The following is a 14,268-nucleotide window of genomic DNA, read 5'->3' on the forward strand; positions in this document are numbered from 1 at the left end:
GCTTCCATGTTCGCCCGCCGCTTCACGACGATCGCTGCCACCTGCACCGCGGCCACGGTCCTCGTGGCGTGCATGGCGAACCCTGGCCCGCCGCCACTCGGCGGCACCGATCCCGTCGAGCGCACGCCGACGGCGTCGGAAAGCGAGGCGGCAGCGCCTCACGACGGCGCTGCCGCTACGACGTCGACCACCAGTGAAGAAAAGCCCGAACCCACGGATCGCTCCACGGCGCTCGTGGGTGTGGACGAGCTTCGCAACGGGCTCAACCCCCACCTTGTCGCTAACCGCTCCGAGCTGGTCGACAACATCGCCTCCCTCGTGCTGCCCTCCACCTTTGTAGACGGCGAACTCAACACCGATGTGTTCGTGTCCGCCGAGGAGCGTGCGGTGCCCACAGGCAAACAACGGTCACCTCAGGGGGCGTCGGAAAGCCCGAGCGCCACGCCCACTGCCAGGTCCACGCCGAAGAAAACCTATGTGCAGCGCGTGCGCTACGAAATCGCGCCCGAGGCGCAGTGGTCCGATGGCAAACCCATCACCGCCGAGGACTTCACCTATCTCTGGGCCCAGCTGACCACCACCCCGGGTGTCATTAACTCGGCGCCGTACCACTCCATCGGCGACATCGATTCCTCTGCCGGTGGCCGGGTAGTGGACGTGTATTTCACCCGCGAAGTAGCCGATTGGCAGCAGATGTTCCACAACCTGCTCCCGGCGCACCTGCTCAGTGCGACCCCGGACTCCTTCACATCGGATCTGGGCAACGGTATTCCGGCGTCGGCTGGGCGTTACCGCGTGGCGTCTGTCGACCGTGCCCGCGGCATCATTGAACTCAACCGCAATGACCGCTTCTGGGGTTCCGACCCGGCGCACATCGACGTCCTGAAACTCATGACGGTGCGCAGCACCACCCAGGGCGTGGATTATCTGCGCACCGGCCAGATGCAGTTTGTGGATATCGCCCCGTACGAGACGACCACGGATGCCTTCGGCCTAGTGCCAGGAGTGGATACCTCTGTCGCGCCTACCCGCCGACAATTGGAGCTGCAGCTCAACGTTGACTCGAACATGCTCGGCGACACCGCCCGCCGCAAGGCCCTGCTGTCCGTCATTGACCGGGAAACCTTGGCTCGCATTACCGCCGGGCGCAGCGTGCACGTCGAGACTCCTGACGCTTTCGGGGACAAAGCCCGTGCCGAGATCGAGTCGGCGGCATCTCAGCGCGACGCCCTCGCCGCCGCGACCGCTACAGATCCGCTGCGTCTTGCCGCCGACCCCGCTGACCCCCAAGCCTCAGCGGCGGTGCGCACCATCGTGGATATGCTCGCCAGCGAGGGCATCAAGGCGGAGGTCGTCTCCGCGAGCATGTCAGATATCGCGGAGGAGCTGTCCAACGGCAGCGCCATCGATGGCGTCATGTCGTGGGGCACAGCCGTACCCACACCCGCCAGCGCCGCCGGCAGATACCTCTGCCCAGACGTCAGTAAGACACCACTGACCGACAATTTCACCCGCTATTGCCCACGCAATGCCGCGGACAACCTCGATGACATCTTGTCGGGTGATATCGCGTCCGACCGCCTGGAGCGCAAGCTCCGGGCGCTCAACAACGCCACCTTCACGAGGCTGCCCATCCTCACCGAGACTCGCCTCCGCGCTTCGGGTACAGGTCTTGTCGCTCCCGCGCGCGACCTCTCCGAGGCCCACACGTGGCAGCTTGAGCAATGACCCGCGTGATAGAAAAGAAGACGTGAATACTCTCGCATCCACTGCCGCGCTGGCCGGCTTCCGCATTGTCGCTGTCCACGCTCACCCCGACGACGAATCCCTGTGGACCGGCGGGGCCCTAGCCACCCTCGCCCGCGCTGGCGCACATGTCACCGTCGTGACCTGCACGCTCGGCGAGGAAGGCGAGGTCATCGGGGACACCTACCAGCACCTGACGGTCGATCACGCAGACCAGCTCGGTGGCTTCCGCATCGCCGAGCTTTCCGACGCCCTGTCCATCCTCGGCGTCCATGGCATCCACCTCGGCGCCGCCGGACGCTACCGGGACTCCGGTATGGCAGGCTCACCCGCTCACGACAACCCGCGGGCCTTCGTGAACAACCTGGACGACGCCACGCAGGTTCTCTCTACGGTCCTTCGCGAGCTGCGTCCCCACGCCGTGCTGACCTACGGCCCCGATGGCGGCTATGGCCACCCGGACCACATCGCCGCCCACGACATCACCCACGCCGCGGTGTCGCAACTGCGCACGGAAGGGGAGTGGGCAGTGCCACGCATCTGGTGGTCCACCACCCCGCGCGAACCCGTCGACGCGGCGTTGGACGCGATGACACCGCCGGACGGCTGGGAGCCGGCCCCCGCCGCGTACCTCGACGCCGCCACAGATTCTCATTACGACATAGCGCTGCCCTTGGCCCCCGCCGCCTACGACGCCAAGCGCCGCGCCATGGCCGCGCACGCCACCCAAATTTGGATGGCCGACGGCACCGTCACGCACACCAATCCCACCCCGGCCTATTCCACTGGGCGTGCTGAGTCGGCTTCCGTCGCCTTCGCACTGAGTAACTTGTACCTCATGCCGCTTCTTGACACCGAGTACTACCAACTCGGCGAGGGCACCTTGCCGCGCACCCCGGTAGCGGATGGCCTCCTCGACTCCGAGGACCTCGCATGACGGTCCGCGACGACTTCACCCGCGGCGAGGCCATCGGCGGACTGGTCTGGCTCAGCATCGGCGCGCTGTTGTCCCTGCTGCTCGAGGTGGTCTACTTGAGCACTTGGCTGCCGCTGCCCGGAGGCACCACAATCCCGTTCCCCATCACCATCGCCGTAGCCTTCTGGTTCAACGGCGTGCTCACGAAGACCGCGAGGTTATGGGACCGTCGGCAAGCAATTGCGCTCATCCCCGGCCTGGTCTGGGTGGTGGGGTACTTCGGATTACTATTCGGCGTTGAATTCACCGGCGACCAGCTCATGGCCAGCGATATCAAGGCCGTTGGGTTGTTGCTGGCCGGAATCGCCGGAGCCGTTTGGCCAATCCTGCGGGTTAAGTGACATACTGTTTAGATGTATTCGGCCCTTCCTGGGCCTCAACTTTGCTGAGTTTAAAACAGGAGCATCTCACCTCATGACCTACACCATCGCACAGCCCTGCGTCGATGTCATGGACCGCTCGTGCGTCGAAGAATGCCCGGTGGACTGCATCTACGAAGGTAAGCGCTCTCTCTACATCCACCCCGACGAGTGCGTGGACTGCGGCGCCTGCGAGCCCGCCTGCCCAGTGGAAGCAATCTTCTACGAGGACGACGTGCCGGACGAGTGGCTGGACTACAACGACGCTAACGCCGCTTTCTTTGATGACCTCGGCTCCCCGGGGGGCGCGGCTGCGCTCGGCCCGCAGGACTTTGACGCGCCGATGATCGCGAAATTGCCGCCGCAGAACCAGGACGTCGAGCTGTAGTCATGGCTCGGACCCCGCTGCGCGACAAGCTACCGGATTTCCCGTGGGACTCGCTGGCCGGCGCCAAGGCACAGGCTGCGGCGCACCCGGAGGGGATGATTGATCTCTCCGTGGGAAACCCCATAGATCCGGTGTCTCCTGGCGTGCAGTTGGCACTCGCGAACGCGGCAGGTCTGTCCGGCTACCCGCAGACCGCGGGTACCGCCGAGCTCCGTGCCGCAATTACCTCGGCGATGGAGCGACGCTACGGCATCACTGGGCTCGGCCGCGACGCCGTGCTCCCTGTGGTAGGCACCAAGGAAGCGATTGCGAGCCTGCCCAGCCTGCTCGGCTTGGCGGGGGAGACGGTGGTCATTCCCACGCTGGCGTACCCCACCTACGAAGTGGGCGCCATTATGGCAGGCGCGACCGTCCTTTCGGCTGACACCCCGCCCGATTTCGGCGCGGCGGCCCTGGTCTTTATCAACTCCCCGTCTAACCCTTCCGGGGCGGTGCTCGGGGTCGACGAGCTCTCCACCATCGTGGAGTGGGCACGGGCCAACGATGCTCTTGTCGCCTCCGACGAATGCTACTTGGGGCTGGGCTACAACGACGACCGTCAGCCCGTCTCCATCCTTGATCCGCGCGTGTGCGGTGGGAACCACGACAACCTGCTGGCCATCCACTCGCTATCCAAAACGGCAAACCTGGCCAGCTACCGTGCCGGCTTCTTCGCCGGTGATCCCGCTGTCGTAGACGAGCTGATCGAGGTCCGCAAGCACGCCGGCCTCATCGTCCCCGGGCCGGTCCAAGCAGCCATGGTAGCGGCACTTGTGGACGACGACTCCGAGACATTCCAGCGCCAGCGCTACGCAAGCCGCCGCGCGGTGCTCATGCGCGCCCTGGTTGACGCGGGGTTCCGCATCGAGCATTCCGACGCTGGCATGTACCTCTGGGCCACCCGCGGCGAGGACTGCCGCGTCACAGTGGACTGGCTGGCCGCCCGGGGTATCTTGGTGGCGCCCGGCGACTTCTACGGCGACGGTGGCGCCCAGTTCGTGCGCGTCGGCCTCAACGCCACCGACGAGCAGGTCACCGCGGCCGCTGCGCGACTGAGCGCTTAAGGTGGCCAAGCGCTGCCCGCTACCCGCGTTGGACGGGATCTCGCCGCAAAAGTGCGTGCTTTATGACCAGGTGCCGGACTCCCCGCAATTGTGGGCCGCTGCGGCCGGCGACTCGCCATTCCCCGAGGGTACACCGCTCCCACCCGGGCAGGTTCTCGAGCGGCCAACGCCCGCCTGGTTTTATCCCGATGTTCCCCCGGAACCGCCCATCCCGTTCGACTACGAGATCCTGCATCACGACGATCACCTCGTTATCGCAGATAAACCGCACTTCCTTCCGACGACCACCAATGGTCGGATCATCCGCGAAACCCTGCAGACCCGCCTTCGTGTGGACCTAGACAATGGCGACATCGTGCCGCTGCACCGTCTCGACCGGCTCACCGCTGGGGTGGTCGTCTGCTCAGCCAACCCCGACACCCGCGCCGCGTATCAACGGCTTTTTGCCGAGCGCGCCGTGACCAAAACCTATGTGGCAGCGGTCGTGTGCCGCCCCAACCACCCCACCTGGCCGGGTGAGCTAGCGCCGGCGCCCGCGGAGTGGGGCAGTGTGGGCGATCACACGTGGCGGCGATTCCGCGTTGGAATGAAGAAGAAGCGCGGCTCCCGCGCCGTCGACGTTGGCAGCGGGCCGGGCCATTCTCGCACGGAGACGTGGCTGCGCCCCAGCTCAGAGCCCTTGACCTACCAGCTTCGTCCCGTCACCGGACATACGCATCAGCTCCGCGCGCTCCTTAACCACCTCGGCGCCCCCATCCGCGGCGACGACACCTACCCTTCCCAACCACCCCGTTCGCTCTATGACTTCCGCACCCCGCTGCAATTACGTGCCAGCACCGTATCCTTTACCGATCCGTTAACTGGCACGCGCCGTGAATTTCAAAGTCGCAAGCGACTGGCGCTAGACTGAAAAGAACCCGTGCCTGAAGAATTCTTAGAAAGCGAGGGATCCCAGTTGGATCACCTAGCGCAGCCTGCCGAGCTGGAACAGCCGGAGGTGAACGGGGCGTCGACAAGCAAACGCGCCAAGGTTCCCTTCGCCGCCCGCCTTTTGGGCAACCTTGAGCAATTCATCAAGTTCGGTATGGTCGGCGGATCAGGCACGCTGGTCAACCTCGCGGTGATTTACGTGTGCACCAAGATTCTTGAAAACGTGTACCACCTGCATGAAAACGACATCGTGTGGCCGATCGTGGGCACGGACTTCAATGTGCGTTGGTACAACGTCATCATGTGCATCGCGTTCCTTGTGGCGAACACGTGGAACTACCAGCTCAACCGGATGTGGACTTTCAAGTCGGTGTCCAAAGTCAGCTGGCTGCGTGGGTTCTTCCCCTTCCTCTTCACTGGCATCGGCGCGCTGGTCGTGTCCAACTTTGTTGCGGTTCTGCTGATGAACCCGACCTCACCCATTGGCCTGCCGGAGTCCATCTTCGACGATTCCTCGGGCTTGCGCCGCAAGTTCTACTGGGCGTCGGCGATTTCCATCCTCGCGGCCATGCCCATCAACTTCGTCTTCAATAAACTCTGGACCTTCCGCTCCAAGCCGAAGGGCCTCAAGGTTGTGGACGAAGTGCGCCCCTAAGCACATGGTGCCAGGCCCACACCGGGGTTGGGTCTGCATCTTGCTTGGCGACGATCCTTTCCACCTGCGCTACCACATGGTCCAGGTAGTGGTCGATGCAGGTCGCGGAGAAGCGAAGGACTGTCCACCCCGTCGCGGCCGCGAAATTGGCCTTCCAGCGATCGCGGATGAACGAAGCGAGATTTTCAGTGCTGCCGCGATGGTAGGTGAAGCCGTCGACTTCGATAGCGATCTTGTGCTTGTGCAGTAGAAAGTCGAAGCGGTAAGGGCCCAAGAGGCCGTTTTGCTCGATGCCCTTTATGCGGGTCCGTAGCGCTCTGGCGAGGATGCGCTCCGGCGGGCTGTCAGCACCGATGATGGTCTGGTGGAGGAAGTCTCGAAACGCCCGGGGAATGCGTCTTAGCTGCCTGAAGTGCTCGTCGAAGCGCTGTTTGCCGGGATACCCTGCGTAGTGCTTCTCCAGAATGGCGCGGGTTTCTTCGGGTGCCGTGCGGAAGCTTTCGCGCGCGGCAGAGATGGCGGTGGGGAGGGAATCGTATGGCATGTCCGTGGTATGGCGCGCACGAATATCGCGGTGCGTGATGTGCGCGGTGTTGCGCGGGATGAGCACCTGGAAGGGCGCGGTGGGTTCCTCGCCGATAATCATTTGCAGCGCCGTCAGCCCGGTGAACGTGGCGCGCGGAAACTTTCTCTGCAGTGCGCGGAGCACAAGGTTCGTCGATGGCGCCATCGTGGAGTACACCCCACGAAAGATGCGGTGCAGCTTTCCCTCCCGCATGGCGCGTTGTATGCGGTGTTTGCTCCAGCCTTCCTTGTGTAGTTGCCGCGTGGTGCGTAGGTGGGCGTCGTGCTGCCGAAGATCGGGCACAAGGAAGTCTGCCGGAATGAAGGCGTGCGGGTCATTGATGAATTCTTGCAAGTCCAACGAGGGCTCCCTTTCTGTTCGGTATGCCTGGTTGGACTTGATGTCGTCGTGTGCGGTTCCCGGCGCTTGTTTTTCGGGCGCCCGAAGTGCCCCATTTGGGGCGTGGCGCGCGGTTGCCGACTGCCGGGTGGGGTGGTTTGGGAGGTGTTGAGGCTGCGGTGAGGAGGGCAGCTTACCTGCGCGCCCGAACTGCCCCGTTTGGGGCGTGGCGCGCGGTTGCCGACTGCCGGGTGGGGTGGTTTGGGAGGTGTTGCGGCCGCGGTGAGGAGGGCAGCTTACCTGCGCGCCCGAAGTGCCCCATTTGGGGCGTGGCGCGCGGTTGCCGGCTGCCAGGTGGGGTGGTTTCGGCGGCGCGCTACTCGCCGGGCAGTGGCAGTGTCGTGGTGGGGGACTTACCGCGCGCGGACGAGACCACCAGGCTGGCAACGAGTAGAACCACAAACATAACCAGCGCGGACAACAACTGGATACGAGCGGTGGCGTCGGTGAGCATGAGAACCACCAGCCCCGCCAGAACCGCAAGCGTGAACCAGGTGAGGTAGGGGTAGGCCCACATTCTGATGGGAAGGTCGCTGATTTTTTCCAGCCGCGGTCGCAGCCGCAGCTGCGCTACCGCAATGAACGTCCACACGATAAGCAAGGACGCGCCCGCGGAATTTAGCATGAACGCCAGCAGCCAACCCGTGTCCGCGTAGTTCAGCACCACCATAACCGTGGATAGAAGGACGGATAGTGCAATGGCGATAGTGGGAACTCCCGTGTCGTTGGTGTGCGCGAAAATGCGGGGTGCCTCGCCGCGGGAAGCCAAAGAATGCATCATGCGCGAGGAGGCGTAAATCTGGGAATTAAATGCTGACAGGAGAGCCAGCACGATGACCACTTCCATGAAACCGGCCGCGCCCGGAATGCCGGCGCGTTCCAGCACCATCGTGAAGGGGGAATCCGCGGCGGAGTCCGCAGCGCCCAGCGAGGAGTAGGGAAGGAGGAACGTGATAATGAAGACCGAGCCCAGGTAGAACACTGCGATGCGCGTGAACGTCGAGCGCACTGCACGCACCAGGGAGCCCTGAGGGTCTTCGGATTCGGCGGCGGCAATTGCCACCACTTCAATACCGCCGAAGGCGAAAGCCACCGCCAGGATGCCCGCGGCGATGCCGGGCAGACCGTTGGGGGCGAAGCCGTCGGCGAGGAAAATCTCAGTGCCGATGAACTGGTGCCCCGGCAGCAGCCCCAGGATGAGCAGCGCACCAACAACAAGGAAGCCAATTAGCACTGCTACCTTGATGAACGCGAACCAGTACTCAAATTCGCCGAAGGAACGGACACGGAGAAGATTCACCAGGCCAAAGAAAGCCACACACACCGCTGCGGGTATCCAGGGCTCCACGCCGAACCATGCGCCCATAAACGCCGCTGCGCCAGTGATTTCCGCGCCGAGCACGGCGACGGTCGCGAGCCAGTAAATCCAGCCCTGCGTGAACCCTGCCCAGTGGCCGATGCCGTGTTCCGCGTATTCCGAAAAGGAGCCAGAGGCGGGAATGACCGTGCCCATCTCACCGAGCATCTGCATGACCAGGATGGCCAGCGTGCCGGCGATAATATACGCGACGAGTACAGCCGGGCCAGCTGCCGAGATACCAACTCCAGTACCCAAAAAGAGCCCGGCTCCAATCGTGGATCCCAGGCCCATCATGGTCAGGTGGCGGGTTTTGAAGCCACCTTGTTTCTTCGTCGAGGGTGCATTCACCCTCTTCACCTTAGTGGGTGTGCAATTGGCTATTCAAAGTGACTGCCTCAGCCTTCCATTCGGAGGCCTCTACCTGGCCGTTAACCGAGTTGCGGCGGAACAAAATTCCGGAGCCGCCGGACAGTACTTCGGCTTTCACCGACGCCCCGTTGTCGACGCCCGCGGCCTTGGCCACTGAGCCGTAGCAGGCCACCTTGGTGCCGGCCGTGACGTAGAGACCGGCTTCGACCACGCAGTCGTCGCCAAGCGAAATACCGACACCGGAGTTCGCACCGAGGAGGCAGCGCTCGCCGATCGAAATGACCTGCTTGCCACCGCCGGATAGGGTGCCCATGATGGAGGCACCGCCACCGACGTCGCTGCCATCGCCCACGACGACGCCCGCGGAGATGCGGCCCTCAACCATGGAGTTGCCCAAAGTTCCGGCATTGAAGTTGACGAAGCCCTCGTGCATGACCGTGGTGCCTTCAGCGAGGTAGGCGCCCAGGCGCACGCGGTCGGCGTCGCCGATACGCACACCGGTGGGGACCACATAATCGACCATGCGGGGGAACTTGTCTACCGAGTAGACCACCACGGGGCCTCGGGAGGCGAGGCGTCCGCGAATCATTTGGAAGTCCGCCACGGCGCACGGCCCGTAGTTGGTCCACACCACGTTGGCCAGCAGATTGAAGATGCCGTCCATGTTGGCTTCGTGAGGTTTGATGGCGCGGTGGGAGAGCAGGTGGAGGCGCAGGTAGGCGTCGTAGGCGTCGACGGGTGGTTCAGCCAGGTCGGCGATGGACGTCTTGACAGCGACGCGGGCGACGCCGCGTTCCTCGTCGGGGCCGACCAACGAGGCGAATTGCTGTGGGGTGTCGTCGAGGCGCTCGGTCCCGATGCGGGTGACTGCTTCGTCGGTATGAACGGAGGGGAACCACACATCGAGAACGGTGCCGTCGTAGGTGATGGTGGCCAGGCCGCGGGCAGTCGCGTGGGACATGGTTGGGTAAACCTCTGCTTTAGTGTTTGAGTTACTCCCCGCGATCGTAGTCCTCCGGATTGCTACCGGCAATAGCGCGGGCGGGGTCTGTGTGATACATCGCCCGCGCAGGGCAGTGTGTTACTACGTGCTTTCCGACGCCCGCGTGGGTTTCACGAACAGCGACAGCACAACCAGGGCGAGGCATACGACCACCACCGCGACGACCTGCATGCGAGCGGCTGGGTCGAAGAGCATGAGGATGATGAGTCCGATGACGGCCACGAGGGTGAGCCCGCCCAACCAAGGGAAGCCCCACATCTGGAGCGCGGTGAGCTTTCCTTCTGCCTTAAACCGGGGGTGGAGCTTGAGGTAGCTCAGGATGATGAGGATCCAGATGACCAAGAGGCAACCGCCGACCGCGTTGAACAGGAATGCCAAAAGTCCCGGTGGGTTCCAGTACTGCAGGCCGACGGAGGCGAAGGCGAAGAACATCGACAAGATGACGGCATAAGTCGGTGAGCCCACCGTGTTGGTCTGGGTAAAGGCTTTGGGGGCGTTGCCGTCGCGGGCCAGGTCGTAGATGACGCGGGAGGTCGCGTAGATCTGCGCGTTGAACGCGGAGAGCAGCGCCAGCGCGATGATGACCTCCATGAAGCCGACCGCGGCGGGAATGTTTGCCTGCTCAAGGACCAGGGTGAAGGGGGAATCGGCGGCGACATCGGCGTCGGAAATGTTGCTAAACGGCACCAGTAGCGCGATGACTAGGACCGATCCGATGTAGAAGACAATGATACGGAAGATGACGGCGCGCACGGCGGTGGCAACGTTGTCGGCCGGGTCCTCGGACTCGGCGGCGGCAATGGTCACCAGCTCGATGCCGCCGAAGGCGAAAGCCACGGCCAGTAGTCCGGCGGCAAAGCCGGGAATGCCGTTCGGCATGAAATTCTCGGTGAAGTTGGTGGTGTCCACGACGTCGTGGTTCGGCCATAGGCCCAGCACCATGAGGCCGCCGATGGCGAGGAAGGCGACGATGACGCCGACCTTGATGATGGAGAACCAGAATTCGAATTCGCCGAAGCCGCGGACGTTGGCGAAGTTCAGGACCGCGAAGAAGGTGACGGCGATCAGTGCAGGGATCCAGGGGGCGATGTCGAACCAGCCGGCGATAATCGCCGCCGCGCCGGTGATTTCGGCGCCCATCACCATGATGAGCATGAACCAGAAAATCCAGCCGAGGGTGAAGCGCGCCCAGTTGCCGTAAGCCATGCCGGCGTAAGTAGAAAAGGACCCGAGTGAGGGATGTGCTGCGGCCATTTCGCCAAGCATGCGCATGATGAGCGCGACGAGGATTCCGGCGACGAGATAGGCGAGGAGCACGGAAGTGCCGGAGATTTGAATGCCGACGCCGACGCCGAGGAAGAGCCCTGCGCCGATGGCGGAGCCGAGGCCCATCATCGTGAGATGTCGGGTCTTGAGTTTGGAGGTGTTGTCGGTGTGTGTCACCGCGTCAGCCCTGCTTTCTGAATCACGAACCATTTGAATTGTGAGTCATATTACTTAATGGTCGTTCATGGTGTGCGGTTTTTATGAAATAAGTCTAGGAGCCTGCGGGAGTAGCATAAAATTCATGACCACTATTGACCCCCGCGTTGACCCCGTAACGCTGACGAAGCTTCTCATGGACATTCCGAGCGAATCGCAGAGCGAAGCGGCGATCGCCGATGCTCTCGAACGGGCGCTGCGTGCACTTGCCGCCGCGGTCCCGGCGGTCAGCGTATTCCGGTTGGGGAATACGGTGTGCGCGCGGACGAATGGGAACGTCGACAAGCGAATCGTCCTTGCGGGGCACATCGATACCGTGCCCGCGGCGAACAACATTCCCCACCGAATGAGCGGGGACGGAAAAATCATTCATGGCCTCGGCGCCGTAGATATGAAGTCTGGGCTCGCGGTGTACCTCAACGCTTTCGCCGAACTGGCCCGTGACCCGCGGCGTACCACCGAGCTGACCTTTGTGGGATATGAAGCTGAGGAAATCGGTGATGAATATAACGGTTTGCGCCACCTGCTCGAGCGGGCTCCGGAGTGGCTGGAGGGCGACCTCGCGCTGCTGGGAGAGCCGAGCGGCGGCATCGTGGAGGCAGGCTGTCAGGGTACGCTGCGCCTGCGTGTCGACGGGCACGGCACCCGCGCCCACTCGGCGCGCTCGTGGCTGGGGGAGAACGCGGCGCACAACCTGGCGCCGGTGTTAACGGCGGTGGCGAGCTACTCCCCACGGTCGGTGACCATCGACGGCTGTGAGTATCGCGAAGGGCTCAACGTGGTGCACCTGGAAGCGGGGGTGGCCACCAACACCATCCCGGATGCCGCCTTCGCCCTGGTCAATTTTCGCTTCGCCCCGGATCGCAGTGAAGCTGAGGCTTTAGAACACGCTCTGGAAGCGTTGGGGCTCGCCGGGCAAGAATTGGGAGAAATAAAAAACGGCGTGAGCTACGTCGTGGATGACTCCGCGCCCGGGGCCCTGCCGGGGCTCGGTCAGCCAGGTGCCCAGGCGCTCGTGGAAGCCGTGGGCGGCAAAGTCCGTGCGAAATTCGGATGGACGGATGTGGCCCGGTTTAATACCCTGGGAGTTCCGGCCGTGAACTTTGGGCCCGGAGACCCCGGCTTCGCCCACCGCCCTGACGAGCAGGTACCGGTGGCAGACATTGTCGAAGTCTCCCGCGCGCTGAAAGAATTCCTCACGTCCTGACCTGACCGCTCAACGAAAGATTCCGCCATGGCTCCCTTGATTTCCTCCAACGACCCGAGTCGCCGCACCCTTCGGGGCCCCATGCTCCTGCGCACGCAGGGCGAGCAGGCCTCCACGTACGATCAGCGGTTGCTGGAATCTGGTGCGGACCACGAATGGCAGCACGCCGATCCGTGGCGTGTGCTGCGCATCCAGGGTGAATTTGTGGCGGGCTTCGACGCGCTGTCCAAGATGCCGAAGGCCGTGACCGTCTTCGGCTCCGCGCGCACGCTGGAGGAGGACCCGAACTATCAGCTGGGCGTGGAGCTCGGCAAGGCCCTGGTGGACGCGGACTACGCCGTGGTGACGGGTGGTGGCCCGGGCATCATGGAGGCTGCGAACCGCGGTGCGCACGAGGCCGAAGGCCTGTCCGTGGGGCTGGGCATCGAGTTGCCCTTTGAACAGGGGCTCAACGAATACGTGGATCTGGGCCTCAACTTCCGCTACTTCTTCGCACGCAAGACCATGTTCCTCAAGTACTCCCAGGCCTTCGTTTGCCTGCCCGGCGGCATGGGCACGTTGGACGAGTTTTTCGAGGTCTTGTGCATGGTGCAGACCGGCAAGGTGACCAATTACCCCATCGTGCTCATGGGGACTCAGTTCTGGTCCGGGCTGGTGGAGTGGATGAAGCAGACCCTCGTCGAAGGCGGTTTCATTAACTCCGAGGACATGGATTTGTTCCTCATTACGGATTCCGTAGAGGAGGCCGTCAGCCACATCGTGGATCGCCATAAGGTGATGTCGGATAAGCGCCTGGCGCAGCTTAAGGCTGAACGGGACGCTTTCCTCGCAGAGATGGAAGAAGTCCAGAAGGCGGAGCGAAACTAGGCCGCCGGTGAACGAATTCCCTTCCTGGCCTGAACCCAAGGTCATGGCCATCGTTAATCGAACCCCGGACTCCTTCTACGACAAAGGCGCCACGTTCGCCTTGGACAAGGCCCTCGCGCGTGTCGACGCCGCGGTGGCCGACGGCGCGTCCATCATTGACATCGGCGGCGTCAAGGCGGGGCCTGGCGACGCCGTGGATGCCGAGGCCGAGATTGAACGCGTGGTGCCTACTATCGCGGCCGTCGCCACGCGGCACCCTGACGTGATCGTCTCTGTGGACACTTGGCGCGCCGAGGTGGCTGAGGAAGCTATCAAGGCTGGTGCAGGACTCATCAATGACACCTGGGCGGGCTGGGACCCCGAGCTCGTGGAAGTCGCGGGGCAGCACGGCGTTGGTTATGTTTGCTCGCACACCGGCGGAATAACGCCCCGCACGCGACCTTATCGAGTGCATTTCGACGACGTGGTGGCTGACGTCATCGCGGAGACGACGGCTTTGGCGGAGAAGGCCGTCACGTGCGGCGTCCCGGAGTCTTTGACGTTCATTGATCCGACGCATGATTTTGGCAAGAACACCTTCCACGGCCTCGAGCTGCTGCGCCGCGTGGATGAGCTGGTGGCTACCGGGTGGCCGGTGCTCATGGCGCTGTCGAACAAGGACTTTATTGGTGAGACTGTAGGAAGGGCCCCGAAGGAACGCGTGGCGGGGACGTTGGCGGCGACCGCGTGGGCGGCGTCGAAAGGCGTGGCGGCGTTCCGGGTGCATGAGGTCCGCGAGACCGTCGATGTTATTCGCATGACTCGGGCCATTGCGGGCCAGGAGCCGCCGTTGGACACGGTTCGTGGGCTGGCATAGTAG

The 14,268-nt window shown here is 63.5% G+C and carries 14 protein-coding genes; 10 read left to right on the forward strand and 4 right to left on the reverse strand.

The window, feature by feature from the left end:
* Positions 1 to 6 precede the first annotated feature (6 nt).
* The 7 genes from H0194_RS11045 to H0194_RS09740 all read left to right on the forward strand — a co-directional run bounded on the left by H0194_RS11045 (position 7) and on the right by H0194_RS09740 (position 6,157).
* Positions 7 to 1,728, forward strand: a complete 1,722-nt coding sequence (locus tag H0194_RS11045; protein ID WP_246388900.1) for an ABC transporter family substrate-binding protein — start codon at positions 7 to 9, stop codon at positions 1,726 to 1,728.
* A 22-nt stretch (positions 1,729 to 1,750) separates the two neighbouring features.
* Positions 1,751 to 2,683 (forward strand): N-acetyl-1-D-myo-inositol-2-amino-2-deoxy-alpha-D-glucopyranoside deacetylase, encoded by a 933-nt coding sequence (mshB, locus tag H0194_RS09715; RefSeq protein ID WP_246388902.1) that lies wholly within the window; start codon positions 1,751 to 1,753, stop codon positions 2,681 to 2,683.
* On the forward strand, positions 2,680 to 3,063 hold the full coding sequence (locus tag H0194_RS09720; protein ID WP_185175682.1) for a hypothetical protein: 384 nt from the start codon (positions 2,680 to 2,682) through the stop codon (positions 3,061 to 3,063). Before mshB ends, H0194_RS09720 begins: the two co-directional genes overlap by 4 nt.
* A 73-nt stretch (positions 3,064 to 3,136) precedes the next feature.
* The gene (fdxA, locus tag H0194_RS09725) at positions 3,137 to 3,469 is read left to right on the forward strand and encodes a ferredoxin (protein WP_185175683.1); all 333 of its coding nucleotides are present in this window, start codon (positions 3,137 to 3,139) and stop codon (positions 3,467 to 3,469) included.
* A 2-nt stretch (positions 3,470 to 3,471) separates the two neighbouring features.
* Positions 3,472 to 4,572 carry a succinyldiaminopimelate transaminase gene (dapC, locus tag H0194_RS09730; RefSeq protein WP_185175684.1) on the forward strand — a complete coding sequence of 367 codons (1,101 nt, stop codon included), beginning with the start codon at positions 3,472 to 3,474 and terminating at the stop codon, positions 4,570 to 4,572.
* A 1-nt stretch (position 4,573) separates the two neighbouring features.
* A complete protein-coding gene (locus H0194_RS09735; protein WP_185175685.1) occupies positions 4,574 to 5,482 on the forward strand; it encodes a pseudouridine synthase in 909 nt (302 codons plus the stop codon).
* Positions 5,483 to 5,656: 174 nt separating this feature from the next.
* Positions 5,657 to 6,157: a GtrA family protein gene (locus H0194_RS09740; RefSeq protein ID WP_185176988.1), complete on the forward strand. Its 501-nt coding sequence runs from the start codon at positions 5,657 to 5,659 to the stop codon at positions 6,155 to 6,157.
* Here the strand turns inward: H0194_RS09740 and H0194_RS09745 are convergent.
* From H0194_RS09745 to H0194_RS09760, 4 genes are all read right to left on the reverse strand, one after another.
* Complete coding sequence (locus H0194_RS09745; RefSeq protein ID WP_185175686.1) at positions 6,129 to 7,082, reverse strand: type IV toxin-antitoxin system AbiEi family antitoxin domain-containing protein; 954 nt, start codon at positions 7,080 to 7,082, stop codon at positions 6,129 to 6,131. The two genes, H0194_RS09740 and H0194_RS09745, sit on opposite strands and share 29 nt — an antisense overlap.
* A gap of 355 nt (positions 7,083 to 7,437) precedes the next feature.
* Positions 7,438 to 8,829, reverse strand: a complete 1,392-nt coding sequence (locus H0194_RS09750) for an amino acid permease (protein ID WP_281382543.1) — start codon at positions 8,827 to 8,829, stop codon at positions 7,438 to 7,440.
* A gap of 10 nt (positions 8,830 to 8,839) precedes the next feature.
* A complete protein-coding gene (dapD, locus tag H0194_RS09755) occupies positions 8,840 to 9,811 on the reverse strand; it encodes a 2,3,4,5-tetrahydropyridine-2,6-dicarboxylate N-succinyltransferase (protein ID WP_185175687.1) in 972 nt (323 codons plus the stop codon).
* Positions 9,812 to 9,934: 123 nt separating this feature from the next.
* Complete coding sequence (locus H0194_RS09760; RefSeq protein WP_185175688.1) at positions 9,935 to 11,329, reverse strand: amino acid permease; 1,395 nt, start codon at positions 11,327 to 11,329, stop codon at positions 9,935 to 9,937.
* 91 nt (positions 11,330 to 11,420) lie between these two features.
* On the opposite strand from H0194_RS09760, the gene dapE reads away from it, so the two are divergent.
* Genes dapE through folP form a run of 3 tightly spaced genes read left to right on the forward strand, consistent with a single transcriptional unit; the run spans position 11,421 to position 14,265 of the window.
* Entirely contained in the window at positions 11,421 to 12,542 is a 1,122-nt protein-coding gene (gene dapE, locus H0194_RS09765) for a succinyl-diaminopimelate desuccinylase (protein ID WP_185175689.1), read from the forward strand.
* Between the two features lie 27 nt (positions 12,543 to 12,569).
* The gene (locus H0194_RS09770) at positions 12,570 to 13,409 is read left to right on the forward strand and encodes an LOG family protein (RefSeq protein WP_185175690.1); all 840 of its coding nucleotides are present in this window, start codon (positions 12,570 to 12,572) and stop codon (positions 13,407 to 13,409) included.
* A gap of 43 nt (positions 13,410 to 13,452) precedes the next feature.
* Entirely contained in the window at positions 13,453 to 14,265 is an 813-nt protein-coding gene (gene folP, locus H0194_RS09775; protein WP_185176990.1) for a dihydropteroate synthase, read from the forward strand.
* Positions 14,266 to 14,268: the final 3 nt, after the last annotated feature.

Origin of the sequence: Corynebacterium incognita (assembly GCF_014217255.1) — a bacterium.
Lineage (GTDB): Bacteria > Actinomycetota > Actinomycetes > Mycobacteriales > Mycobacteriaceae > Corynebacterium > Corynebacterium incognitum.

Coding starts and splice junctions, on each gene's coding strand:
- H0194_RS11045 (WP_246388900.1), top strand. CDS start 7: ATGTTCGCCCGCCGCTTCACGACGATCGCTGCCACCTGCACCGCGGCC.
- H0194_RS09720 (WP_185175682.1), top strand. CDS start 2,680: ATGACGGTCCGCGACGACTTCACCCGCGGCGAGGCCATCGGCGGACTG.
- fdxA (WP_185175683.1), top strand. CDS start 3,137: ATGACCTACACCATCGCACAGCCCTGCGTCGATGTCATGGACCGCTCG.
- dapC (WP_185175684.1), top strand. CDS start 3,472: ATGGCTCGGACCCCGCTGCGCGACAAGCTACCGGATTTCCCGTGGGAC.
- H0194_RS09740 (WP_185176988.1), top strand. CDS start 5,657: ATGGTCGGCGGATCAGGCACGCTGGTCAACCTCGCGGTGATTTACGTG.
- dapD (WP_185175687.1), bottom strand. CDS start 9,811: ATGTCCCACGCGACTGCCCGCGGCCTGGCCACCATCACCTACGACGGC.
- H0194_RS09760 (WP_185175688.1), bottom strand. CDS start 11,329: ATGGTTCGTGATTCAGAAAGCAGGGCTGACGCGGTGACACACACCGAC.
- dapE (WP_185175689.1), top strand. CDS start 11,421: ATGACCACTATTGACCCCCGCGTTGACCCCGTAACGCTGACGAAGCTT.
- H0194_RS09770 (WP_185175690.1), top strand. CDS start 12,570: ATGGCTCCCTTGATTTCCTCCAACGACCCGAGTCGCCGCACCCTTCGG.
- folP (WP_185176990.1), top strand. CDS start 13,453: ATGGCCATCGTTAATCGAACCCCGGACTCCTTCTACGACAAAGGCGCC.